Consider the following 22,996-nt stretch of genomic DNA (forward strand, 5'->3'; position numbering starts at 1 on the left):
TTTATTTACCTCTGGGAATTAGTACTACATCCACGACACAAACCCGTTTGCCTGTAACCTCACTGCGAAAAGACAGGATCAACTCATCTTCTGTTTGCTTTTTGACTGTTACAGAACACTCAAGAATATCACCTGGATAAACGAAATCATTCATTTTTATTTTGCGCAATTCACTTATCTTATAGTGCACAGGATACCCTGCACGTCGAATAAATTCATTTGCCAAATTTAACTTGCACTCCAATAATACTGTCAGAGGTAATACGGGTTTCCGAGGAAAATGATCCGCAAAATAAGGAGCCGCTCGTGATATTCTTTTTTCAGCGATTAAACTAACCCCTGACTGACTGGAGCGAACTCTATCAAAAGTCATAGGCACTACAGGCAAATCCAAGCCCATAATCAGATCATCGTCCAATACTGGTGCGCTTTCCTTGCTAATAGCGGACCAATCTCCAGGGCGATTAATTTCAGCAAATTGCTGCTTTATTTCATCCAAATCAATAAAATCAGCCATAGGTAATAAAGGGCCCAGAGCGCCGTCAATGCTAAATACAAGTTCATTACCCACCTTGGCTTCGCTACGATATTGCATTACCGAATCATCTAAGCGCTCAATAAATGACTCAAGCAATAAAGTCTCACCTACATAAGCCTGTCGATGCATGGAAGCCCTGGCAACGATACCCGCAACGGGTCTACGGGTAAATCCCTGAAGTTCCATCACATTCCATGCGGCCAATTGTCCTAGTGTTTCTCCGATTAAAGAAGAGATAAAACAGGGCCGTCCCTGCTCATCAACTGTGAGAAAAGCATCATTTGAAGTAACATGTTTGACTCCCCGGATCAACTGTCCGGGAGACGACTCTACTATACGATCAACAAATAAGAATCTCATCAGTATTTATTATGCCCTATTCACTTGATTTTAAAGTAACACCAGAATTAAGCCTCAGCTCCAGTGGTTTGTTGTTCCTTAGCTGCAGCAACAACTAATTTACAAAACGTTTCAATGGTAAATAACATGGGTATTTCATTGACTTTCATATTGGGCTTGAATTGCTCTGCAGGAACTTCACTTAAATAATTTTTCAATGCCTGCAAACCTTGTTCCGTTATGAAGCCCCCTTTCTCGAATTCATCCTCTGCCAAATCACCACGCGCATTTTTTTCCAATTGACCACGAGGAATTTTAATTTTGAATTCTTTTTCCAATTGAAAAACCAAATCAAGAAAATCAATAGATTCAGCGCCCAGATCTGCTATCAATCGACTGTTAAGAGATATTTCTTCTACATCAATCACTAGCACATCAGCAACAATTTCTCTAACTTTAGGATAAACGTCTGCTACATTCATATTTTGTCCTCAGAGATCAGCTAATTTGAAAAGGCCGAAATTATACCATAGATTTTTTTAAAGACACAAAATTAAGCGTGGCGAGGTATTAACCAACCTGACTATACCCTGCATCAACAAATAAAGTATGTCCATTAATCATAGATGCTTCTGGCAAGCACAAGAGATAAACAGCATTGGCTACATCTTGTGTTGTCAGTGGCCTGTCAGCCAAACAGTGAGCTTGATATTCATCAAGTAATTGCTCTCTATTAGGAAAATGCTTTAATGCATCAGTATCAACCACTCCTGCAGAAACTGTATTTACTGTGATCCCATCAACAGCCAACTCTAGACTCAAAGACCGAACTAAAGCTTCAAGAGCTGCCTTAGATGCACCAATAAATGCATAATTTGGAATTGCCCGAGATGCACCAAGACTAGATAAGGCGATAATGCGGCTCCCTTTAGGCATTAATGAACGAGCTTCTGTAGTTAAATGATTTAATGCCAAAGCATTGGTTTCCATACACCAGCGCCAATGTTTGGTTGACATCTTAAGTGCTGGTTTTAAAACTCCACTCGCAGCATTACTAATTAAAAAATCCAGGCGCTTAAAATGTTCATGGAATTGTGTAAACATTTCTTTTACAGACTGATGATCTGCTACATTAGCCTGCAAAGCAATTGCTTTACGGCCCATGGTTTGGAGTTGTTCAACTAAAGCCTGGGCTTCATCAGAGCTGTTGTAATAAACTATGGCAATATCACTTCCTGCCTGAGCTAACTTTAATGCAGTCGCCTTACCGATGCCTCGTGCACCGCCAGTAATTAATCCAACTTTACCTGCAAAAACCAAACTCATGGAATAATCCTCATTAACTTCAACTGATTTAAGAATAAAAAGCAACTGTTGATAAAAATGGGGTCAACTTAAAAATCATAGTCCCTATTGCATGTGCCCGGGTGAATGCAAAGCAGAACCCGTAGAATTTATCCCAATAAATCCAGGTCCGCCTCATATCGCCCAGGCTGCGATTTTTGCGATTTTAAGATACCACGTGCTCGCTCGTATATCGACACCCTTGAACGAACAGTTACAAAAACTACATTTTCATTTTTATTCATCGATAAAGCAATGATTAGATCATTAAATTTTCAAATATCTTGTTTCTAGAGAGCTAACTTTGTACTATCGGCACACGATTAAGATAAATATATATTAATGAATGAAGCATTCTTGGTTTAAAACTGTATTTCCTATAGCTGCTATTTTTTCATTTCGCATGCTTGGTTTGTTTTTACTCATACCTGTATTTAGCATTTATGCAGAAAATTTGCAGGGCGCCTCACCCGCTTTAGTGGGTCTTGCTCTAGGAATTTATGGCCTTGCGCAAGGCCTTCTGCAAATGCCCTTTGGCATGCTTTCCGATAAAATAGGAAGAAAACCCATGATTACTGTGGGCTTAATTCTTTTTGCTTTTGGTAGTTTACTGGGTGCCATAACTGATTCTATTTATGGAATGATCCTTGCCAGAACCTTACAAGGCACAGGTGCAATTGGTAGCGTTTTAATCGCTTTACTTGCTGATTTGACGGCGGATGAACAACGCACTAAAGCAATGGCAGTCATTGGCATGACTATAGGCACAACATTTAGCCTGGCCATGGTAATTAGCCCGGCCATAACCCATCATTTTGGTTTGTCTGGTATTTTTTGCCTAACTACTTTATTAGCGATTATAGGGATAGGATTGCTTCATTTAGTGATTCCTAAACCTGTGAGGGAACCCTTTCATATTGATAGTGAAACAAATCCCGCTCTATTGAAACACGTTATATCTAATCTACAGTTACAACGCCTCAATATGGGTATTTTTTGTCAGCACTTTATTCTCACAGCAACATTTTTTGCTATCCCCTACATCTTAAGAAAGCAAGTGGAGCAAGGTCATTTGTCACAGCAATGGCACTTTTATCTGCCCCTTATGCTCATTTCATTTATACTTATGATCCCGTTTATTGTGATCGCTGAAAAGAAAAAGCGCATGAAAAGTGTTTTTATTTTATCCGTGCTCACAATGGTAATAGCCCAATTATTATTAGCCTATACGTTTCAAAATTGGCTTAGTCTGTGTTTTCTCATGTTAATTTATTTTATTGCTTTTAACATTCTCGAAGCCGCCTTACCCTCTTTGGTATCCAGACAGGCAAACCCTAACAGTAAAGGAACTGCCATGGGAGTTTATTCAACCAGTCAATTTTTAGGACTTTTTATTGGGGGAGCAATATCGGGTGTTTTGTATCAATGGAGTGGCAGTAAGGGAGTTTTTATTACCAATACAATCTTAAGTGTTTTATGGCTTCTTGTTTCTTTTTCAATGAAAACAAATGTTTCTATCGCAACGCTTGTTTTGCCCTGTTCCTGGACTGGAAAAAAAATAAATCTCATCAATGAATTGTTACATGTTAGAGGAGTGATTGAAGTGGCATTCGCAGAAGATGAGAAGATAATTTATTTACGTGTAAACAGAGATCACTATCTTGCAGGGAGTGCTGAAAAAATAATTCATAACGCAAATCACTAAACGATGGAATGTTTAAATGAAAATTTCTTTGAAGCATCAAACCACAGAACACAGTAATGCTGCATCCTGTAAAGTGAGGGAGTATCCTCTTAATGATCCAATGATTGATTGCGCCATAGCAAACATATCAGGCCGATATCCGGAGACACGACGATTAGTAAATTTAGAATGCAATGAATTAGATTATGTATTCCTAGGTGAAGGTAAGTAGTTGTCAATCATACATAATATAAATTATCTGCTGGTGATGCAGTATTAATTGAAGCAGGAGAAAAATATTACTGGGAAGGGAATATGCAATTGTTTATTTCGTGCCGTCCAGCATGGAACAAAGAACAATATCAATTGGTTGATTAACTTCGACATACTCCTCATAGCCTGGGGAAGCGAAGTGGAACCCGGGTTTCGGTCCTTCACCCAGGCTACTCAAGATAATCTATCTGCAATACACAATGAAACTACTGACGGACCAAGCGCAAATTTTTACCTGCAAATGAAGTCTTTTCGGTAGAGCGATATGGATTGATATCTAAGCCGCCTCGTCTTGTATAACGGCCGTATACAGTCAGTTTTTCAGGCGTGCAATAGTTCATGATATCAACAAAAATGCGCTCAATACATTGCTCATGAAACTCATTATGATTTCGATATGAAACAAGATACTTCAATAAACCTTCCCGATTTATTTTTTTCCCTCTGTAGGTGATTTGTACGCTTCCCCAATCAGGCTGGTTTGTAACCAGGCAATTTGATTTCAACAGATTGGAAAATAACGCTTCCTCCACAATCTCATCGCTTACAGAGAGAAATGAGGGCTCAACAAGATAAATAGAGCACTCTATATCAAGATCATCAAGTGACTCCCCTATTAAAGGCTGTTGTTCAGCAAACGGACCAGTTGCTTCCAAAAGGTGAACATGGACCCAGACCTCTGCACCAACGCGTTCTTGTAAGTCCTTTTTAATTGTATTTTCTAATTCACTAACGCTTTGAATTCGAGTATTGTTGAATGAATTAAAATAAAGTTTTAATGATTTCGACTCAATTAAGTTAGGCGAACTGCAGTCATAAAACAATTCAGCAATCGCAACCATAGGCTTGCCTTTGGCATTAAGCCAGGACACTTCATAGTGATTCCAGCAATCAAAGCCATAAAAAGGTAATTGAACTGGATCAACCCCAATTTCCTGTCGCTTTCCTGCTCTCGGAATAGGGTATAATCGATCAGGATTATACGTTTCATCATAGGCAGATTTTTTACCTAATTCGGATTGTTCCGCTTCGGATTGATATTTTTTCAATACATGATCGTTCATTGTATTTAACTCCAATATTTCTATAATTTTTGCAGTACTTTTCCAATTCACAGGTTGATTCATTCCCACTTGGCTGGAAATATAAGTGAGTAATGATGCCGCTTCATTAATTCGCGCCGCTTTCTCGGTTAACTCACGTGCTTGTATACCCATGGATGCCATCACATCAAAATGTGGATTTTCCATAATTTTTTTAATCGTTGATAAAGAAAAACCCAAAAACTTTAACGTGGTAATTTGTTGTAAACGTATTAAATCCGTTTCAGAATAAAGACGATAGCCGCTCATTGAGCGCTTGGTTGGTTTTAATAAGCCAATTTCATCGTAATATTGTAATGACCTAATTGTTAATGAAGTCATTTGGCTAATATCTTTAATTTGATAATATTTCATTCAACTCTCTCTTGAATGTTGATTTTAAACTATCACGTAACGTGAGAGTCAATAGGGAATGCAAAAAAAATGCACTATAGGACGACGAAACCATGTCTAAAAATGATCTCAGTTGGTTAAAATATATTACTGAAATTCAAGCAATCGCTCAAAATGGACTGAACTACTCAAATAATGAGTTTGATAAAGAACGTTATTTAAGACTTCGCGAGATTGCTTCCGAATTTATGGCGATCTACTCAGAGACTTCACTTGCTGAGATAAAACAAATCTTTTCATTGGAAAAGGGATATGCTACTCCTAAAGTAGATGTCCGTGCTTTTATCCTAAAAGATAATAAAATTTTATTGGTTAAAGAACGCTCCGATGAATTGTGGACCTTGCCTGGAGGTTGGGCAGAAACAAATGAATCAGCATCAGAATCAGTGATTAGAGAAGCAAAGGAGGAAACTGGATTTGATGTTTCAGTACTCAGATTACTTGCATTATGGGATAAACACAAACATGAGCATCCTCTGCAGTGGCCCCACACCTATAAATGCTTTTTTCATTGTGAAATTATGTCGGGAACCGCAAAAGAAAATTTAGAAATTTCTGACATTCAATTTTTTGAATTAGCTCATTTACCGCCATTATCAACCCCCAGAGTAACACAAAAACAAATTATGCGTCTGTATGAACTTGTTTCAAGTTCCGATAGAACACTTTTTGATTGACATGTGCTTGACTCTAACCTTACGTCATACATTAGCCTTGTCACCAAGGAGGAAAAACGATGAAACAATGGTATGCAAAAGAGTTTAGTCGACTGACGCAAGTTTCTGTAAGAACACTGCATCACTACGACAAAATTGGTTTACTTAAACCCAGTTTACGTCTAAGCAATCGTTATCGTCTGTACTCTGAACAAGACTTATCAAAGCTGCAACAGATTATTGCCTTAAAGTTTTTTGGTTTTGAATTAGCCCAAATCAAACAATTACTTGCTCATAATGCAAACATGTTGGAAAACCTAGGCATGCAAGCAAAATTTCTGCAAGAAAAAGCAGAAGCACTCCTGCAAGCGAGTAAGATTTTAAAGCAAGTCACTACGAATTGCGGCAAAGAAAAGTCTATTCCATGGGAACAAATAATACAGTTAATCGAGGTATATCGTATGACACAACAACTTGAGAACTCTTGGATTAAAGAAGTATTTAATCCCGAAGAATTAGAACAATATGCACAATTTGAAGCTAATTTAAAATTCCGCTTTAATGAAAAGGAAAAGCAACAATTCGAATCGAGCTGGTCTAATCTTGTCAATGAGGTTAACGATAATTTACATCATGATCCCAAATCTGCAATCGGTATTTCCCTGGCGAAACAGTGCATGGATTTAATCAATAACCTGTATGGAAAAGAAAATGCGCATCTTCGCACTACAAAATGGGAGAAAGGCTTTAAAGAAGGAAAAGGGCTGGAAGATTATGGATTGACTTTCGAAATTGTTCACTGGATCGATCAAGCGATTGATGCATATTGGTATCAACGTCTCTATGAAGTGCTTGCAAAAGTAAATGAGCTCCCATCTACTGAATTATCAGCCTCGTGGAATCAGATATTGGAGGAAATGTATGGAAATGTAAGCGAAGATAAAATTACTATTTATGAGGTGCTACTTCAAGATGAGCAGGTGAGTAAAGAAGCCAAAGAATGGCTTAAAAAAATCTCGCGTTAATCATTCTAATCAACAACAAGTATGTCAAGCCAGATATGCTTGTTGTTTTTTTCTCTTCAGCAAAATTCACTCATCAGTGCAAGGGATATATAAATTAGGATATACTCTTTCCCTAACTTTCGCATACAGGAGATCGAAAATGGCACGTGGTATAAATAAAGTCATCCTAATTGGCAATGTGGGTGTTGACCCTGATGTCCGTTATTTACCTAATGGAAATGCGGTCACTACATTGTCTATTGCTACGAGTGAAACGTGGAAAGATAAAGTAACAAGTGAAAAGCAAGAACGGACTGAATGGCATCGCGTTGTATGTTTTAACCGTTTAGGTGAAATAGCTGGTGAATATGTACGCAAAGGATCCAAGCTCTATATCGAAGGTAGTTTAAGAACCAGAAAGTGGCAGGATCAACAAGGTCAGGATAGATACACTACTGAGATTGTAGCTAATGACATTCAAATGCTAGATAGTAAAGGGGCTGCATCATCCAGCTTCGATGAGATCCCACAAGCCCAATTTACACCAAGTAACCAAAATGCTGGAAAACAACAACCCACACAAGTACCGCAAGATGCTTTTGACCAATTGGATGATGATGTTCCATTTTAATTCCATCTGGATCTAAGCTGTCATATTGTCCATTGCTGCCCTTATCGATAAGGGCATTATATCTCTCGAGTTTATCTCCTTTTAAATAACTGGAGCATGTGTGCATGCGAAGCTGAAGTCAGGAATGCTATTATTGGCTAACAACCTCAATCTTTTTTTATAAAGGATATATGACCTGTTCTTTCCAGATATGCAAAAAGCACTTTATCTAAAGAAGAAGTATGTATTTGTTGACGCATTTGTTCCTCTATATCTTTTTGAGTAATATTTAAGCTTTGCAATACTTTCTTCTGCAGAATACCATTTTTTACAAGGAGATAACGTTTTCCCTTAAATATGCGCTCAAAAGTTAGAGATTTTCTAGTACATATAGCTAATATTTTATGCGTCGCGACTAAAGCAATTAGACCAATAATTGTAGAAATCAAAGTAGCCGGTCCATTTATTCCTCTGCTAATTAATCCACCAGAAATAACAATAATTAGCAGATCAAATGAGTTGTTTAATCTAAATCGTCGATTGCCAAATCGAATTAAAAGTGTTCCAATCACTAGTAACAATACAGCCCTTATAAATACATAAACTAAATTTTGGTCCTCATTTATTAAATAAATATAGGAAAGCATCCGTTATCTCCATGTTCAGTTATTAACTATTTTACATAACAAGATTACGATTCCAATATTGGCTGTATCAAGTTACCTTATTAAATCTCATAAACCGCGACCTTCTAAATCCTTACCTCTTACGTCGTTTGAAACACTACTGTAGAAGAAAGTTCCTTCGTAAATACCGTGTCTGAATCCTCATATGTCTTCGTGACACTCCGGTTTTGGTTCCTGCTTCCCCGCATTTCTCTCGTTGCAGAAGTTGCTAAGAGTTCTATTGTGATTGCAAAACCAAAATACAATTGACATATTACCTGTTAAGAAGTAGAAATTCTCTAACCTGTCATACTAAACATCTAAGTGAAACATAGTGAAATCCACTTTTCAAACTAATAAAGATGTATCAAAGTATGTTTTTTTGATTAATGATTTAGAATTGAGGTAACTATGGAAAAAGTTAATTTAGTTGAAAAATTTAAACTCTTTAATGAGTATTGGGCCCCACGTATTGTTGGAGAACTAAATGGTCAATATGTCAAGCTTGCAAAATTCAAAGGAGAGTTTATGTGGCATAGTCATGCAAACGAAGATGAACTTTTTATGGTGGTGAAAGGAACACTCAAAATTGAATTTAGAGATAAAACAGTTACCTTAAAAGAAGGTGAGTTGTATATAGTCCCTAAAGGCATAGAGCATAAACCTGTAGCAGATGAGGAAGTACATGTCCTCTTGTTAGAACCAAAATCAACAGAGCAAACAGGCGGTATTGAAAGTGATTTACTTGTGGATAAACAACCCTGGATTTAATTTGGTAACAATAAATAAATTTATCTATATTGCCTGGATGAAGCACCCAGTGAAATCCAGACATTCCGTCAAAGTAAAGCCCTGAGTTTAGTTATACTCGATCGCCATACTAATTTTTATCAAAAAAAAACCCGCAAATGCGGGCTTTTAAATTAATAACAGTTAACATTATTCTTCAGAATCATCACTGGCAACAGGTCGATCAAGTAATTCAACAATGGCCATAGGAGCGTTATCACCGTCTCTAAAACCACACTTGATAATACGTATATAGCCACCGGGACGCTCTACAAAACGTGGACCTAAATCTTTAAACAATTTACCAACCGCAGATTTAGATCTTAGAATATCAAACGCATGACGACGTGTAGCAACGGAATCAACCTTTGACACAGTTATTAAAGGTTCAATGTAACGACGCAGATCTTTAGCTTTGGGCAAAGTTGTTTTAATCAACTCATGCTCAATTAAAGAACAACACATGTTTGCAAACATAGCCTTTCTGTGGCTACTTGTACGGCCAAAACTTCTGCCTGAATTACGGTGACGCATAACCAAAACTCCTAAACTTTATTCGCCAAGATTTGCTGGCGGCCAATTCTCAAGTTTCATACCGAGCGATAATGAACGTGAAGCTAAAACATCCTTAATCTCAGTTAAAGATTTCTTACCAAGATTAGGTGTTTTTAAGAGCTCATTTTCAGTTCTTTGTACTAAATCGCCGATATAATGAATATTTTCTGCTTTCAAGCAATTTGCAGATCGAACAGTTAACTCTAAATCATCAACAGAGCGTAATAGAATAGGATCAAAATCATTGCGTTCTTTATTATCAGACCGAGATTCTTCAAATTTCATGTCGACAAACGCATGAAGCTGTCTTTGAAGAATACTAGCAGAGATCCGTATTGATTCTTCAGCATCTATAGTTCCGTTAGTTTCTAACTCAATAGTTAATTTATCGAGGTCAGTACGGTTTTCTACACGAGCACTATCAACATAGTAAGCCACTTTCTTTACTGGCGAGAAACTATTATCAATTTTAAGTTTCCCGACAGTTTTTCTTTCTACTTCATCATCGAAATGTCTAATGAATGAATCAGTGCTGTGGAAACCAATTCCTCGCTCAACTTTCAAAGTCATATTCAATTTGCCTTTTTCATTCAAATTAGCAATGACCAGCTCTGGATTGATTAATTCTAATCCATGAGTCAGTTGAATGTCTCCAGCAGTAACTTGACAAGGACCTTGCTTGTTCAATGTTACAGTGGCTTCTTCACCAACTGTCATTTTAATCGCAACCAACTTCAGGTTCAGAAGTATATCAACAACATCTTCCTGTACGCCTTCAATTGTACTGTATTCATGTAGAACACCGTCAATTGAAGCTTCAGTAATTGCACTTCCAGGCATTGATGATAACAAAATACGTCTCAAAGCATTGCCGAGAGTATGACCAAAGCCACGCTCCAAAGGCTCTAAAACTATTCTAGCTTTATAGGGCGATTCTGCCTGGACCTTAAGAACATTAGGTGTCAACATTTCATTGATTTCAGTATACATTCAGCTATTTCTCCGAGCTTACTTAGAGTAAAGTTCTACAACTAAGTTTACGTTGTAGTCTGAAGATAAGTCAGTTAACGTTGGCGCTGTAGAGAAGGTTCCTTTGCAAGAAGAACTATCTACAGTAATCCAATCACATGGAGCTCGTTGTTCAGACAAAGCTAAAGCTGCTTGGATACGCCCTTGGCTTCGTGCTCTTTGACGAACAGATACTACATCTCCCGGTTTTACTAAGAAAGATGGAACGTTAACTATTTTATCATTAACAAGTATGGCTTTGTGTGTAACAAGTTGTCGTGCTTCAGCACGTGTACTTGCAAAACCCATCCGGTACACAACATTATCCAAACGTCTTTCTAGCAAAGACATCAGATTTTCGCCTGTTGCACCTTTCATACGAGCAGCCATTTTGTAATAGCCACGGAATTGCTTTTCAAGAATGCCATACAATCTTCTAATTTTTTGCTTCTCTCTAAGCTGAATTCCATAACCATTCAGGCGTGGTTTTTTATCGCCATGTTGTCCAGGTAATTTTTCAGATTTACATTTGGACTTGTGATCACGGACACCACTTTTAAGTAATAAATCACAACCTTCACGACGTGATAGCTTACATTTTGGACCAAGATATCTAGCCATTAATTACTCCTGAGTCTTATACACGACGTTTTTTAGGTGGTTTACACCCATTATGAGGTATACCAGTAACATCGGTAATTTCAACAATTTTAAAATCCTGTGATATTAATTCACGAATAGTGGACTCTCTTCCGGGTCCGGGACCATGAACAAATACAGCCACAGATTTCATACCGTATTCTTTCGCAACAGCAGCAGCACGCTCAGTAGCAACCTGTGCAGCATAGGGGGTACTTTTTCTTGAACCTCTGAATCCTGAACCACCAGATGTTGCCCAGCATAGCGCATTACCTTGTCTGTCAGTAAAGGTAACTATTGTATTATTAAAAGATGCATGAACGTGCACAATACCATCTGATACGACACGTTTTGCCTTTTTGCGTACTTTTTGTTGTTTCGACTTTGTTATTGCCATCTTACTTTCCTACATGAAATATCAAACGGTAGTGCCTTTTCTGCGACCTTTTCGTGTACGAGCATTAGTTTTCGTACGTTGTCCTCGCAGTGGCAATCCTCTTCTGTGTCTTAGTCCACGATAACATCCCAGATCCATAAGGCGCTTAATGTTCATTGTCACAACACGACGCAAATCACCTTCCACAGTTATTTTTGCAATTTCTGTTCTCAAAGACTCAAGTTGAGCATCGGTTAGTTCTGATACCTTCTTTGAAGGTTCAATACCAACTGAGGAACATAATTTCAAGGATGTAGGTTTACCAATACCATATATTGCTGTTAAAGCAATCACAACATGTTTGTGATCAGGTATATTTACTCCCGCAATACGAGCCATTAACTTCTCCGAACGTTATTTGTTCTGTCGAAAGGGACAGAAGAATACTATTTTTATAAAATTAAATCAAGCAGATATTAACCCTGCTTTTGCTTATGTCTGGCATCTTTACAAATAACCCGTATAGTGCCACTTCGTTTAATAATCTTGCAATTGCGACAAATTCGCTTTACAGATGCTCTTACTTTCATTCCTAACTCCGATAAAGATCATAAAAGACCAGGTAATTTGGTACCTTTAAAATTAGCCTTTTTCATTAAAGAATCATATTGCTGAGTCATTAAATGAGCTTGTACCTGAGCTACAAAATCCATAATAACAACTACAATAATCAGCAATGACGTTCCTCCGAAATAAAAAGGGACATGCCATGTATACATCAAAATCTGAGGCAAAAGACATACCAGAACCAAATAGATTGCGCCCACTAATGTCAAGCGAGTCATAACACCATCAATATATTTAGTTGTTTGCTCACCCGGTCTAATTCCAGGGATATATGCACCAGATTTTTTTAAATTATCAGCAGTATCTTTGGGGTTAAAGACCAAAGCTGCATAAAAGAACGCAAAAAATATAATAGATACAGCATAAACGATTAAATACAAAGGTTGTCCGGGAGATAGAGCCATTCCAACATCAGCTAACCATCCCAAACCCTTAGTATGTGAGAAGAATTGAGCCAAAGTTGCAGGCAATAATATGATGCTGGATGCAAAAATTGGAGGTATTACCCCAGACATATTGATCTTTAAAGGTAAATGACTCGTTTGTGCAGCATATACCTTTCTACCTTGCGTCCTTTGCGCATAATTCACTCTTATACGTCGCTGTGCACGCTCCATAAACACTACAAATCCAGTTACAACCACTACAACAGCGGCAATAATAATTAGGGTTAATGCCTGCATCTGTCCTTCTTTAACCTGTTGAAGAACCGACGCAATAGCAGAAGGCATACTTGATACAATTCCTGAAAAGATAATTAAAGATATTCCGTTACCAACGCCTTTTTCAGTAATTTGTTCACCTAACCACATTAAAAACATAGTACCCGTAACCAAGGTAACTACCGCAGTAAAGTAGAATGAAAAGTCGGCTTGTAGTGCAATTTGTTGTCCAGCTAACCAACGTGCCATTCCTAAAGACTGAAACACCGAAAGCACTAAAGTTAGATATCGAGTGTATTGGTTTATTTTTCTACGCCCAGATTCACCTTCTTTTTTCAGTTGTTCAAGCTTAGGAGAGACAACAGTAAAAAGTTGGAGAATAATAGATGCAGAAATATAAGGCATAATACCAATTGCAAAAACCGTCACACGCGATAAAGCACCACCAGAAAACATATTGAATAAGCCAAAAATTGTATTCTGCTGTTCATTAAAAAAATTAGCTAAGCGTGCGGGATCCAAGCCAGGAACTGGTATATGAGCTCCCAAACGATAAACTAAAATTCCAAGGACAACAAACAATAATCTTGATTTCAGTTCAGCCAATCCACCACGTGATTGGCTTGCATTATGTTTTTGGTTTTTCATAGTCACTCTTCTATGCTGCCGCCTAAACCTTCAATGGCTAAACGAGCTCCTTTAGTGACCCTTAAACCTTTAAGTTTGATGGCAGTAGTTAATTCACCAGATAAAATAACTTTTACATCCTTAATAGAACTGCTGATTAAACCTGCTTCACGCAATGTATTGAGATCAATTACGTCAGCAGACAACTTTGCAAGCTCACTGAGGCATATCTGATCTACAGTTTTACCAACGCGAGACTTAAATCCCATTTTTGGTAGACGTCTTTGAATAGGCATTTGACCGCCTTCAAAATTAATTTTGTGAAAGCCACCAGCACGAGCTTTTTGCCCTTTATGACCTTTACCACTTGTTTTACCTAGCCCGGATCCTATACCACGCCCTAACCGTCTTTTGGGTCGTTTTGAACCAGGATCTGGTGATAGTGAATTTAAATTCATTATACACTCTCCTCAACCAGCAATAGATAATCAACTTTATTAATAAGGCCACGAATTGCTGGGGTATCATTATGTGATACGCTCGAATTAGTTTTACCTAGACCTAATTGCTTTACGATAGAAACGTGCTTTGGCTTTCTGCCTATTATGCTTTTAACCAAAGTTATTTTAATTTTCTTTTCCATAATTAGCCCGCCATAACTTCTTCAACAGTTTTACCACGCTTGGCCGCAACATAATCTGGGGTACCGATATTAGTTAAAGCACCGATAGTAGCTCTTACAATATTGCTTGGATTGGTTGAACCAATACTTTTAGCTAATATATTTTGCACGCCTAAAACTTCTAAGACGGCTCTCATCGCGCCACCAGCAATAATCCCAGTACCTTCACTTGCAGGCTTCATAAATACCCTAGAAGCACCGTAGTTCCAAGTAATTTCGTGAAATATAGTTGATCCAGAAAGTGGAATATAAACCATATTTTTCTTAGCTTGCTCCATTGCTTTTTGAATAGCAATTGGAACCTCTCTTGCTTTACCTCTACCAAATCCAACTTTGCCCTTGCCGTCACCAACAACAACAAGAACTGCAAAGCCGAAAACACGGCCGCCCTTAACAACTTTAGCCGTACGATTAACCGATACTAGCTTTTCTTGGTAGCCATCTGATTTAGGTGATGATTCATCGAATGCCATAATCGTTCCTTAAAAATCTAATCCAGCTTCGCGCGCACCTTCTGCAAGGGCTTTCACTCGGCCATGATATTTATAACCAGCACGATCAAATGCAACTTGAGTAATGCCACGCTCGCTTGCACGCTCACCAAGCAACTTGCCAACTAAGGTAGCTTGTTCTACTTTACATTTACCGGTTAGGTTTGTACGCAATTCTTTATCGTTAGTTGAACATGACACTAATACTTTATCACCAAGATTATCTGCTTCGATGATTTGTGAGTAAATGTGCAAACCACTTCTATAAACGACTAGTCTTGCTCTGCCTGATTTACGAATCAGTGCCTTTGCTTTTAATCCACGTCGAGCACGTGAGTTGTGTTTATTCATGACTTAAACCTTATTTCTTTTTCGCTTCTTTACGAGCAATATACTCGCCAGCAAGTTTAACACCTTTGCCTTTATAGGGCTCTGGTGGTCTAAATGCTCTTATTTCAGAAGCTACTTGACCCAAAATTTGTTTATCAACTCCTTTCAGCAATATAACAGTATTGCTTGGGGTTTCAACTAACACACCTTTAGGTAAGTGGTACTCAATAGGATGAGAAAAGCCTAATGATAATGTAATTGATTTATCTTTAGACTGTGCTCTATAACCTACACCAACGAGTTCCAAGGTGACAACAAAACCTTCAGTTACACCCTTAACCATATTATTTACTAATGCACGAGCTGTTCCAGCCTGAGCCCAAGCTCTAGGATCATTTGCAGCAGGAGCAAACTCAACATGATTAGAATCTTTATTTTTCGTTACTTTAACTAACCTATTAATTTTTTGGGTTAGTGTACCTTTAGGCCCTTTAACAGTAACTTCACCATCACCTATTGTTATTTCAACGTTTGCTGGTTGAACTACTGGGGCTTTTGCTACTCTAGACATATTATTCCTCGCAAGTATTAAGCCACTTCACAAATGACTTCGCCACCAACGCCTTTCATCTTTGCAGATATATGGGTCATTATACCTTGTGATGTAGACAAAATAGCAACACCAAAGCCAGGAACTGATGTCAAATCTTTATAAGATTTATAGACTCGCAATCCAGGCCTGCTAATTCTCTTAATCAATTCAATAACGGGTCGGCCATGATAATATTTCAGCTTAATCGTCATTAATTTAAGATTATTATCTAGTGATTCTACAAAGAAGTTTTCAATATATCCTTCTTCCTTTAAAACACGAGCAATTTCTTCCTTCAATTTAGAAGAAGTTAACGTTATTTGCTGATGCTTTGCTTGTTGACCATTTCTAATTCGGGTCAGCATATCAGCAACTGGATCATGCATACTCACAATCGTTCTCCAATTAAAAAATTACCAGCTGGATTTTCTTCCGCCAGGTATATTACCAACCATTAGTTGTTGTCTTAAGCAAATTCTACAAAGAGCAAACTTACGATAAACTCCATGTGGACGACCACATTGCTGACATCGTGTTTTAAAACGAACAGGATTTGAATTAACAGGCAATTTAGCTAACTTTAACTGACTATCCATAATTACCTGAAAATCATCAGATGATTTAATCAATTTTTTCAATTCGTTTCTGCGTTTACTGTACTTATTTACTAGTTTGCTACGCTTTAACTCTCTCATAAGCATTGATCTTTTAGCCACAATTTCACCCTTATTTTTTATCTCTATCTTTCAATGGAAGGTTAAAAGCTTCTAATAAAGCTTTAGCTTCTTCATTTGTTTTAGCAGTTGTAGTGATACAAATATCTAAACCACGAATGCCATCTGTTTTATCGTAATCAATTTCTGGAAATACGATTTGTTCATGTATTCCCATACTGTAATTACCAGTTCCATCAAAAGACTTAGGATTTAAACCACGAAAATCTCTTACACGCGGTAAAGTTACGGAAATCAGTCTGTCTAAAAACTCATACATCCGTTGACGTCTTAGTGTTACTTTACAGCCAATTGGCCAACCTTCCCTAATTTTAAAACCAGCAATAGATTTTCTTGCTTTAGTAACAACAGGCTTTTGTCCAGCAATCAAAGTCATGTCCTCAACTGCATGATTCATCACCTTTTTATCACCAACAGCTTCGCCAACACCCATGTTTAAGGTGATTTTAAGCAGCTTTGGAACTTCCATAACGCTGGAATACTTGAACCGTTTCATCATCATAGGGATGATTTCTTTTTTATAAAATTCATTAAGTCTTGCCATTTCAATCACCTAATTAAACACGGTCAATTATTTCATTGTCAGATTTAAAATATCTAACTTTCTTACTTATCCCGTTACTCTCAATAAATTTGAATCCTACTTTATCTGCTTTCTTTGTGTTGGAATTATAATGAGCAACGTTAGAAATGTGTACTGGCGCTTCAAGGGTAATAATACCTCCCTTGTTTTCTGGCTTTTGCGGATTAGGCTTAACATGTTTTTTGATTAAGTTTCCACCTTCAACAACCACACCATTTTCAGTCACACGTAAGACCTTACCTCTATGACCTTTACTTTTTCCGGCGATTATAATTACATCATCGCCTTTTTGAATACGTTTCATATCTAAATCCTTCTCACAAAACTTCTGCAGCCAGAGATATTATTTTCATAAATCTCTCTCGTAGCTCGCGAGTAACAGGGCCAAATATACGAGTACCAATTGGCTCGTTTTGGTTATTTAACAGTACTGCAGCGTTACCATCAAAACGAATCAAAGAACCATCGTCTCTACGAACGCCCTGTGCTGTACGAACAACTACCGCTTTCATCACAGCACCCTTCTTTACTTTACTTCTGGGTATTGCATCTTTAATACTTACTTTGATTACATCACCTACACGTGCATACCTACGGTGAGAACCACCAAGCACTTTAATACACATAACCTTACGTGCTCCGCTATTATCAGCCACTTCGAGCACTGTCTGCATTTGGATCATTTTTTTCTCCAGCTCTGATTTCGACCAGAAAAAGGTTGCTGATTATATCAGGCCTTTTAGGGTTTTAAAAGTAAATCAACAGGGTTGATTAAGAAATTACTTCGACTAATACCCAGCTTTTTGTTTTAGAGAGTGGTCTTGACTCACGGATTTTTACTATGTTACCAATTTTACATACTTGATTTTCATCATGAGCATGTAATTTAGATCTACGTTTCATAATTTTTCCATACTTTGGATGCTTAACAGAACGTTCAATCATCACAACTATGGTTTTATCCATTTTGTCACTAACTACTTTTCCAACCATTGTTCTGGCATTTGATTCACTATTAGACATGTCACTTACCTGCCTTTTCAGTCAACATTGTTTTTACTCTTGCCACTGACTTACGCACCATGGTGATGAGATGTGTTTTATCTAGTGAGCCACTTGCTTTCTTCATTCGCAAATTTAATTGTTCTTTACGCAATGAAAGCAATTCATTTTGCAGTTCTTCAACCGATAGACCGCGTAATTCATCAATTTTTTTCATTACATCACCTTCCTTTCTTCAAATATTACTTTGAAAGGAAGTTTTGCCTTGGCCAGATCAAAAGCTTCCATCGCAAGCTCTCTGGATACACCTTCCATTTCAAATAAAACCTTACCTGGTTGTATTTGAGCAACCCAATATTCAACGCTACCTTTACCTTTACCTTGTCTTACCTCTAAAGGTTTTTGTGTAATAGGTTTATCTGGGAATACTCTAATCCAAATTTTACCACCACGCTTAATATGACGTGTCATTGCTCTTCGCGCTGCTTCAATTTGTCTTGCAGTTAAACGACCGCGTTCAAGAGCTTTCAAACCAAATTCACCAAAGCTGATGTTGCTACCGCGTAAGGCTAAGCCTCTGTTACGGCCTTTCATCTGTTTTCGGTATTTTGTACGTTTAGGTTGTAACATGATTCTTAATCCTCACTCACTGGGCAACGTCGGAAGATCTTTTCTTTTGAGGGAGAATTTCACCCTTGAAGATCCAGACTTTTACACCAATAATACCGTAGGTAGTTTTAGACTCTGCTGTACCATAGTCAATATCAGCTCTGAAAGTATGTAAAGGCACACGACCTTCTCTATACCATTCACTACGAGCAATTTCAGCACCACCTAGTCTACCACTAACACAAATTTTAATTCCTTTAGCGCCTGCTTTAAGAGCGGATGTTACTGCTCGTTTCATAGCACGTCGAAACATAACACGCTGCTCCAACTGCTGAGCAATTCCTTCAGCAACAAGTGTTGAATCAAGTTCAGGCTTTTTAATTTCTTCAATATTAAGATGAACAGGTACACCTAATTTATTAGAAATTTCATTGCGCAGAGTTTCAATACCACCACCCTTTTTACCAATGATCACACCAGGTCGTGCAGTTTGTATTGTTACAACGGCATTATTGGCAGGACGTTCAATAAGAATCTTACTTACTGCGGCTGCCATAAGTTTCTTTTTCAGCTCGGTACGTAGTTTAATATCTTGAATTAAAAATTCAGCATATTTCTTACCTGCGAACCATTTAGAGTTCCAGTCTTTAATAATACCTAGGCGTATACCTATAGGGTTAACTTTTTGTCCCATTGCTATTCCTCGTCAGACACTTTTATCGTGATATGGCAGGTACGTTTACAAATTCGATTTGCACGTCCTTTAGCTCTGGGACTAATACGTTTTAAAGTCATTGCCTCATCAACGCAGACCATACCTACTTTTAAATCATCAATATCTGCACCATTATTATTTTCAGCATTAGCAATTGCTGATTCTAACAATTTAAGCATTAATTGAGCACCTTTTTTTGGTGTAAACTTGAGGACATCAAGCGCACCAGATACGTTCATATTTCGTATCATATCTGCTACCAATCTGCCCTTCTGAGCGGATAAGGGAGCACCTTTTAACTTTGCTGTAACTTCCATCATATCCTCTTATTTGCCTTTAGCCTTTCTGTCACCAGAGTGGCCTTTAAATGTACGAGTCATGGCAAACTCACCTAATTTATGACCGACCATATTATCTGTTATATAAACAGGGATATGATCCTTGCCGTTGTGAACAGCAATTGTTAAGTCAATCATTTCAGGAACGATTGTTGATCGTCTTGACCAAGTTTTGATTGGTTTTTTAGATTTTGATTCAATTGCTGCTTCTACTTTGGCAATCAAATGATGGTCAACAAAAGGACCTTTTCTTATAGAACGAGACACTTGATATCCTCTCAATAATTATTTCTTCTTACGTCTTCTGACAATAAAATTATCAGTACGCTTATTACTTCTGGTTTTGTAACCCTTAGTAGGTACGCCCCATGGTGATACTGGATGACGTCCACCAGAAGTTCGGCCCTCACCACCACCGTGTGGGTGATCAACTGGGTTCATAGCAACACCACGAACTGTTGGGCGAATACCTCTCCAGCGTTTTGCTCCAGCTTTTCCTAATGCACGTAAACTATGTTCGCTATTACTGACTTCACCAATTACTGCTCTACAAAGAACATGAATTTTACGCATTTCACCAGAACGGAGTCTTAATGTTGCATAAATACCTTCTTTAGCAACAATTTGTCCGCTTGCTCCAGCACTTCTTAATACCTGGGCACCCTTTCCTGGCTTCATTTCAACGCAATGAATTGTAGTACCAACAGGAATATTTTTTAACGGAAGGCAGTTACCGACATTGATAGGTGAATCAGCGCCGCTAATAACTGTATCACCAACATTCAAATTAGCTGGTGCAATAATATACCTTCTTTCACCATCTTTATAAACAATTAGTGCAATCAATGCAGTACGATTTGGATCGTATTCAATACGTTCAACGCGAGCTTCAATTCCATCTTTATTACGTTTGAAATCAATGATGCGATATTGATTACGCTGACCACCACCGATATGTCTTACAGTAATTCTACCTTGGTTATTACGTCCGCCAGTTTTTTTAAGTTTTTCAACTAAAGACGCATGTGGTTTCCCTTTATGAATATGGTGATGAACCACGCGTAATTCGCCACGCTTACCTGGCGATGTAGGTTTAGATTTTAATAGTGCCATCTTAATCTGCCTTATTCGGTAGCTGTAAAGTCAATATCTTGATCAGCATGAAGAGTTACAAATGCCTTTTTCCAATCACTACGCTTTCCGCTTGTTTGTTTGAAACGCTTTGTTTTTCCCTTCACATTGATAACAGATACATTTTTAACTTTAACGTTAAATATATTCTCTACCGCCATTTTAATTTCATTTTTAGTTGCAGTTTTCAATACTTTGAAAGTGAACTGTTTCAGCTTATCAGCTAGGACAGTAGCCTTTTCAGAAGTATGTGGTTCACGTAAAACCATCAACAATCTTTCAGCGTTCATTGTAACTGTTCCTCAATTTTTTTAATTGCAGCTTCTGTAACAACAACTTTTTCAAATCTGAGTAAAGAAACAGGATCTATAGTTGTAACGTCGCAGATATCATAATCAATTAAGTTTCTTGAACCAAAATATTCATTTTCGCCAACTTCGCTCATTACAATAAGAGCATTATTAATATTAAGTTGGTTCATTTTACTTACAAAATCTTTAGTTTTTTTGCTTTCGCATTGGAAATCACTTACGACTATCAGGTTACCAGTGCGACAAAGTTCGGAGATTATACTACGTAATGCACGTTTGTACATTTTTTTATTAATTTTTTGTGAATAATCTCTCTTTTTAGAGGCAAAAGTTACCCCGCCGCTTCTCCATAAAGGGCTTCTAATTGTACCAGCACGAGCACGACCTGTACCTTTTTGATTCCATGGCTTTTTGCCGCCACCACGTACTTCAGATCGGGTTTTTTGAGCACTGTTACCGCTACGTGCATTGTTCATGTAAGTTACTACAGCTTGATGAATCAAACCTTCGTTATAGCCATAAGCAAATACTTCTTGATTTAGTATTAACTTTGAATTTGTATCTATAGTAGTAATTTCCATCACTCACCTCGTACTTGCTTTTTAACTGCAGGCTTAATCTCAACACGTGAGCCAGGAGCACCAGGTATAGCACCTTTGATGAGAAGTAAGTTTCTTTCAGCATCTACGCGCACGAGCTCAAGGCTTTGAACAGTACAACGAACATTACCCATGTGACCAGCCATTTTTTTACCTTTGAACACGCGTCCTGGAGTTTGGTTTTGACCAATAGAACCAGGTACACGATGCGATCTGGAGTTACCATGAGTAGCATCTTGTGTTCTAAAATTATATCTTTTAACTGTACCAGCAAAACCTTTACCTTTTGTGATTCCTGCAACATCAACAAACTGGCCAGCAGTAAATACATCAGAAACTGTAATTACTTGGCCAGCTTTGAATGCATCTTCAGAATCAACTAAGAACTCGACTAACGTGTCACCAGCTTCAATTTCAGCTTTTGCGAAGTGACCTGTTAAAGCTTTGTTGACTTTACTTGCTTTTTTGGTTCCGCCTGTTAATTGCACAGCAGAGTAACCATCAGTTTCTTTAGTTTTAACCTGTGAAACTCTATTAGGGTGAACTTCAACAACAGAAACTGGAACAGAAACTCCATCTGCCATGAAGACCCGCGTCATACCGATTTTACGGCCTAATAAACCGATCATCATTCTAACACCTCTTTAATATCCTTCACCCTAATATTAGTCATCAAGGCTTATCTGAACATCAACCCCAGCAGCCAGATCTAATTTCATCAACGCATCTACTGTTTTTTCAGTTGGATGAACGATAACGACCAGGCGTTTATGAGTACGTAATTCATATTGATCACGAGCATCTTTATTAACATGCGGTGAAGTCAATACAGTAAATTTCTCCTTACGGACAGGTAAGGGTATTGGCCCACGAACTTGTGCGCCAGTACGTTTTGCTGTCTCTACAATTTCTCGAGTTGACAAATCAATCAACCGATGATCAAAGGATTTTAATCTTATTTTAATGTTTTGATTGTTACTCATTCTA

At 37.8% G+C, this 22,996-nt stretch carries 39 protein-coding genes and 1 pseudogene; 6 read left to right on the forward strand and 34 right to left on the reverse strand.

Translation table 11 applies throughout. The features are described from left to right. Position 1: 1 nt before the first annotated feature. The 3 genes from FOLKNPGA_RS15085 to fabL all read right to left on the reverse strand — a co-directional run bounded on the left by FOLKNPGA_RS15085 (position 2) and on the right by fabL (position 2,203). Positions 2-898, reverse strand: coding sequence for a hydroxymyristoyl-ACP dehydratase (locus FOLKNPGA_RS15085; protein ID WP_182350670.1), 897 nt, complete (start codon positions 896-898; stop codon positions 2-4). Positions 899-945: 47 nt separating this feature from the next. After that, positions 946-1,359: an acyl carrier protein gene (locus FOLKNPGA_RS15090; protein ID WP_182350671.1), complete on the reverse strand. Its 414-nt coding sequence runs from the start codon at positions 1,357-1,359 to the stop codon at positions 946-948. Positions 1,360-1,447: 88 nt separating this feature from the next. Further along, positions 1,448-2,203, reverse strand: a complete 756-nt coding sequence (gene fabL / locus FOLKNPGA_RS15095; RefSeq protein WP_182350672.1) for an enoyl-[acyl-carrier-protein] reductase FabL — start codon at positions 2,201-2,203, stop codon at positions 1,448-1,450. Between the two features lie 364 nt (positions 2,204-2,567). Between fabL and FOLKNPGA_RS15100 the strand changes: the two genes are divergently transcribed. Both FOLKNPGA_RS15100 and FOLKNPGA_RS19045 read left to right on the forward strand, forming a co-directional pair. Beyond that, positions 2,568-3,926, forward strand: coding sequence for an MFS transporter (locus FOLKNPGA_RS15100; protein WP_182350673.1), 1,359 nt, complete (start codon positions 2,568-2,570; stop codon positions 3,924-3,926). Positions 3,927-3,942: 16 nt separating this feature from the next. Beyond that, positions 3,943-4,137: a hypothetical protein gene (locus tag FOLKNPGA_RS19045; protein ID WP_232891334.1), complete on the forward strand. Its 195-nt coding sequence runs from the start codon at positions 3,943-3,945 to the stop codon at positions 4,135-4,137. Positions 4,138-4,384: 247 nt separating this feature from the next. Here FOLKNPGA_RS19045 and queF read toward each other — a convergent pair whose 3' ends face one another. Together queF and FOLKNPGA_RS19235 are read right to left on the reverse strand one after the other, a co-directional pair. Next, the gene (gene queF / locus FOLKNPGA_RS15110) at positions 4,385-5,242 is read right to left on the reverse strand and encodes an NADPH-dependent 7-cyano-7-deazaguanine reductase QueF (RefSeq protein ID WP_340163020.1); all 858 of its coding nucleotides are present in this window, start codon (positions 5,240-5,242) and stop codon (positions 4,385-4,387) included. A 240-nt stretch (positions 5,243-5,482) separates the two neighbouring features. Beyond that, positions 5,483-5,635: pseudogene (locus tag FOLKNPGA_RS19235) on the reverse strand (MerR family DNA-binding transcriptional regulator); the annotation flags it as partial. A 92-nt stretch (positions 5,636-5,727) separates the two neighbouring features. On the opposite strand from FOLKNPGA_RS19235, the gene FOLKNPGA_RS15115 reads away from it, so the two are divergent. The 3 genes from FOLKNPGA_RS15115 to ssb all read left to right on the forward strand — a co-directional run bounded on the left by FOLKNPGA_RS15115 (position 5,728) and on the right by ssb (position 7,965). After that, the gene (locus tag FOLKNPGA_RS15115) at positions 5,728-6,351 is read left to right on the forward strand and encodes an NUDIX hydrolase (protein ID WP_182350675.1); all 624 of its coding nucleotides are present in this window, start codon (positions 5,728-5,730) and stop codon (positions 6,349-6,351) included. 59 nt (positions 6,352-6,410) lie between these two features. Further along, positions 6,411-7,355: a MerR family transcriptional regulator gene (locus FOLKNPGA_RS15120; RefSeq protein WP_182350676.1), complete on the forward strand. Its 945-nt coding sequence runs from the start codon at positions 6,411-6,413 to the stop codon at positions 7,353-7,355. A gap of 139 nt (positions 7,356-7,494) precedes the next feature. Then, entirely contained in the window at positions 7,495-7,965 is a 471-nt protein-coding gene (gene ssb, locus FOLKNPGA_RS15125; RefSeq protein ID WP_182350677.1) for a single-stranded DNA-binding protein, read from the forward strand. 146 nt (positions 7,966-8,111) lie between these two features. Here ssb and FOLKNPGA_RS15130 read toward each other — a convergent pair whose 3' ends face one another. After that, positions 8,112-8,591 (reverse strand): DUF421 domain-containing protein, encoded by a 480-nt coding sequence (locus FOLKNPGA_RS15130; protein ID WP_182350678.1) that lies wholly within the window; start codon positions 8,589-8,591, stop codon positions 8,112-8,114. Positions 8,592-9,020: 429 nt separating this feature from the next. Here FOLKNPGA_RS15130 and FOLKNPGA_RS15135 point away from each other — a divergent pair, with 429 nt between their 5' ends. After that, positions 9,021-9,380: a cupin domain-containing protein gene (locus tag FOLKNPGA_RS15135; RefSeq protein ID WP_182350679.1), complete on the forward strand. Its 360-nt coding sequence runs from the start codon at positions 9,021-9,023 to the stop codon at positions 9,378-9,380. A 168-nt stretch (positions 9,381-9,548) separates the two neighbouring features. Here FOLKNPGA_RS15135 and rplQ read toward each other — a convergent pair whose 3' ends face one another. The 28 genes from rplQ to rpsJ form a co-directional block, all read right to left on the reverse strand. Further along, positions 9,549-9,932 (reverse strand): 50S ribosomal protein L17, encoded by a 384-nt coding sequence (rplQ, locus tag FOLKNPGA_RS15140; RefSeq protein WP_182350680.1) that lies wholly within the window; start codon positions 9,930-9,932, stop codon positions 9,549-9,551. 18 nt (positions 9,933-9,950) lie between these two features. Further along, positions 9,951-10,943, reverse strand: coding sequence for a DNA-directed RNA polymerase subunit alpha (rpoA, locus tag FOLKNPGA_RS15145; RefSeq protein ID WP_182350681.1), 993 nt, complete (start codon positions 10,941-10,943; stop codon positions 9,951-9,953). 18 nt (positions 10,944-10,961) lie between these two features. After that, the gene (gene rpsD, locus FOLKNPGA_RS15150) at positions 10,962-11,582 is read right to left on the reverse strand and encodes a 30S ribosomal protein S4 (RefSeq protein WP_182350682.1); all 621 of its coding nucleotides are present in this window, start codon (positions 11,580-11,582) and stop codon (positions 10,962-10,964) included. A gap of 16 nt (positions 11,583-11,598) precedes the next feature. Continuing rightward, entirely contained in the window at positions 11,599-11,997 is a 399-nt protein-coding gene (rpsK, locus tag FOLKNPGA_RS15155) for a 30S ribosomal protein S11 (RefSeq protein ID WP_003633055.1), read from the reverse strand. A 21-nt stretch (positions 11,998-12,018) separates the two neighbouring features. After that, positions 12,019-12,375 carry a 30S ribosomal protein S13 gene (gene rpsM, locus FOLKNPGA_RS15160; protein ID WP_182350683.1) on the reverse strand — a complete coding sequence of 119 codons (357 nt, stop codon included), beginning with the start codon at positions 12,373-12,375 and terminating at the stop codon, positions 12,019-12,021. Between the two features lie 77 nt (positions 12,376-12,452). After that, on the reverse strand, positions 12,453-12,566 hold the full coding sequence (rpmJ, locus tag FOLKNPGA_RS15165) for a 50S ribosomal protein L36 (protein WP_010946099.1): 114 nt from the start codon (positions 12,564-12,566) through the stop codon (positions 12,453-12,455). Between the two features lie 18 nt (positions 12,567-12,584). Next, on the reverse strand, positions 12,585-13,913 hold the full coding sequence (gene secY, locus FOLKNPGA_RS15170; protein WP_182350684.1) for a preprotein translocase subunit SecY: 1,329 nt from the start codon (positions 13,911-13,913) through the stop codon (positions 12,585-12,587). A 2-nt stretch (positions 13,914-13,915) separates the two neighbouring features. Next, on the reverse strand, positions 13,916-14,350 hold the full coding sequence (rplO, locus tag FOLKNPGA_RS15175) for a 50S ribosomal protein L15 (protein ID WP_182350685.1): 435 nt from the start codon (positions 14,348-14,350) through the stop codon (positions 13,916-13,918). Then, positions 14,350-14,535, reverse strand: coding sequence for a 50S ribosomal protein L30 (gene rpmD / locus FOLKNPGA_RS15180; protein ID WP_182350686.1), 186 nt, complete (start codon positions 14,533-14,535; stop codon positions 14,350-14,352). The genes rplO and rpmD overlap by 1 nt, the downstream gene beginning before the upstream one ends. Before the next feature lie 2 nt (positions 14,536-14,537). Further along, positions 14,538-15,047, reverse strand: a complete 510-nt coding sequence (rpsE, locus tag FOLKNPGA_RS15185; RefSeq protein ID WP_182350687.1) for a 30S ribosomal protein S5 — start codon at positions 15,045-15,047, stop codon at positions 14,538-14,540. A 9-nt stretch (positions 15,048-15,056) separates the two neighbouring features. Beyond that, positions 15,057-15,416, reverse strand: a complete 360-nt coding sequence (gene rplR / locus FOLKNPGA_RS15190) for a 50S ribosomal protein L18 (protein ID WP_182350688.1) — start codon at positions 15,414-15,416, stop codon at positions 15,057-15,059. 10 nt (positions 15,417-15,426) lie between these two features. Then, on the reverse strand, positions 15,427-15,966 hold the full coding sequence (gene rplF, locus FOLKNPGA_RS15195) for a 50S ribosomal protein L6 (RefSeq protein WP_182350689.1): 540 nt from the start codon (positions 15,964-15,966) through the stop codon (positions 15,427-15,429). A 17-nt stretch (positions 15,967-15,983) separates the two neighbouring features. Next, entirely contained in the window at positions 15,984-16,379 is a 396-nt protein-coding gene (gene rpsH / locus FOLKNPGA_RS15200) for a 30S ribosomal protein S8 (RefSeq protein WP_058458795.1), read from the reverse strand. A gap of 21 nt (positions 16,380-16,400) precedes the next feature. Beyond that, positions 16,401-16,703, reverse strand: coding sequence for a 30S ribosomal protein S14 (gene rpsN, locus FOLKNPGA_RS15205; RefSeq protein WP_182350690.1), 303 nt, complete (start codon positions 16,701-16,703; stop codon positions 16,401-16,403). A gap of 10 nt (positions 16,704-16,713) precedes the next feature. Further along, complete coding sequence (gene rplE, locus FOLKNPGA_RS15210) at positions 16,714-17,265, reverse strand: 50S ribosomal protein L5 (RefSeq protein WP_182350691.1); 552 nt, start codon at positions 17,263-17,265, stop codon at positions 16,714-16,716. 13 nt (positions 17,266-17,278) lie between these two features. Then, positions 17,279-17,608, reverse strand: coding sequence for a 50S ribosomal protein L24 (gene rplX / locus FOLKNPGA_RS15215; protein WP_182350692.1), 330 nt, complete (start codon positions 17,606-17,608; stop codon positions 17,279-17,281). Between the two features lie 13 nt (positions 17,609-17,621). Continuing rightward, positions 17,622-17,987: a 50S ribosomal protein L14 gene (gene rplN / locus FOLKNPGA_RS15220; RefSeq protein WP_006872243.1), complete on the reverse strand. Its 366-nt coding sequence runs from the start codon at positions 17,985-17,987 to the stop codon at positions 17,622-17,624. A gap of 88 nt (positions 17,988-18,075) precedes the next feature. Further along, a complete protein-coding gene (gene rpsQ / locus FOLKNPGA_RS15225) occupies positions 18,076-18,327 on the reverse strand; it encodes a 30S ribosomal protein S17 (RefSeq protein WP_019233369.1) in 252 nt (83 codons plus the stop codon). A gap of 1 nt (position 18,328) precedes the next feature. Continuing rightward, a complete protein-coding gene (gene rpmC, locus FOLKNPGA_RS15230) occupies positions 18,329-18,523 on the reverse strand; it encodes a 50S ribosomal protein L29 (RefSeq protein ID WP_019233368.1) in 195 nt (64 codons plus the stop codon). After that, positions 18,523-18,936 carry a 50S ribosomal protein L16 gene (rplP, locus tag FOLKNPGA_RS15235; RefSeq protein WP_003633085.1) on the reverse strand — a complete coding sequence of 138 codons (414 nt, stop codon included), beginning with the start codon at positions 18,934-18,936 and terminating at the stop codon, positions 18,523-18,525. The genes rpmC and rplP overlap by 1 nt, the downstream gene beginning before the upstream one ends. A 16-nt stretch (positions 18,937-18,952) precedes the next feature. Continuing rightward, positions 18,953-19,609, reverse strand: coding sequence for a 30S ribosomal protein S3 (gene rpsC / locus FOLKNPGA_RS15240; RefSeq protein WP_058458799.1), 657 nt, complete (start codon positions 19,607-19,609; stop codon positions 18,953-18,955). A gap of 2 nt (positions 19,610-19,611) precedes the next feature. Further along, on the reverse strand, positions 19,612-19,947 hold the full coding sequence (rplV, locus tag FOLKNPGA_RS15245) for a 50S ribosomal protein L22 (RefSeq protein ID WP_010654827.1): 336 nt from the start codon (positions 19,945-19,947) through the stop codon (positions 19,612-19,614). 9 nt (positions 19,948-19,956) lie between these two features. After that, positions 19,957-20,235, reverse strand: coding sequence for a 30S ribosomal protein S19 (rpsS, locus tag FOLKNPGA_RS15250; RefSeq protein WP_019233366.1), 279 nt, complete (start codon positions 20,233-20,235; stop codon positions 19,957-19,959). A gap of 18 nt (positions 20,236-20,253) precedes the next feature. Continuing rightward, the gene (gene rplB / locus FOLKNPGA_RS15255) at positions 20,254-21,081 is read right to left on the reverse strand and encodes a 50S ribosomal protein L2 (RefSeq protein ID WP_182350693.1); all 828 of its coding nucleotides are present in this window, start codon (positions 21,079-21,081) and stop codon (positions 20,254-20,256) included. Positions 21,082-21,092: 11 nt separating this feature from the next. After that, complete coding sequence (rplW, locus tag FOLKNPGA_RS15260) at positions 21,093-21,389, reverse strand: 50S ribosomal protein L23 (RefSeq protein WP_182350694.1); 297 nt, start codon at positions 21,387-21,389, stop codon at positions 21,093-21,095. Further along, on the reverse strand, positions 21,386-21,991 hold the full coding sequence (rplD, locus tag FOLKNPGA_RS15265; protein WP_182350695.1) for a 50S ribosomal protein L4: 606 nt from the start codon (positions 21,989-21,991) through the stop codon (positions 21,386-21,388). Before rplD ends, rplW begins: the two co-directional genes overlap by 4 nt. Further along, on the reverse strand, positions 21,991-22,638 hold the full coding sequence (gene rplC / locus FOLKNPGA_RS15270) for a 50S ribosomal protein L3 (RefSeq protein WP_232891341.1): 648 nt from the start codon (positions 22,636-22,638) through the stop codon (positions 21,991-21,993). The genes rplD and rplC overlap by 1 nt, the downstream gene beginning before the upstream one ends. A 36-nt stretch (positions 22,639-22,674) precedes the next feature. Next, positions 22,675-22,992 (reverse strand): 30S ribosomal protein S10, encoded by a 318-nt coding sequence (gene rpsJ / locus FOLKNPGA_RS15275; RefSeq protein WP_019233361.1) that lies wholly within the window; start codon positions 22,990-22,992, stop codon positions 22,675-22,677. Positions 22,993-22,996 lie beyond the last annotated feature (4 nt).

It is taken from the genome of Legionella sp. PC1000, from assembly GCF_014109805.1.
GTDB lineage: Bacteria > Pseudomonadota > Gammaproteobacteria > Legionellales > Legionellaceae > Legionella > Legionella resiliens.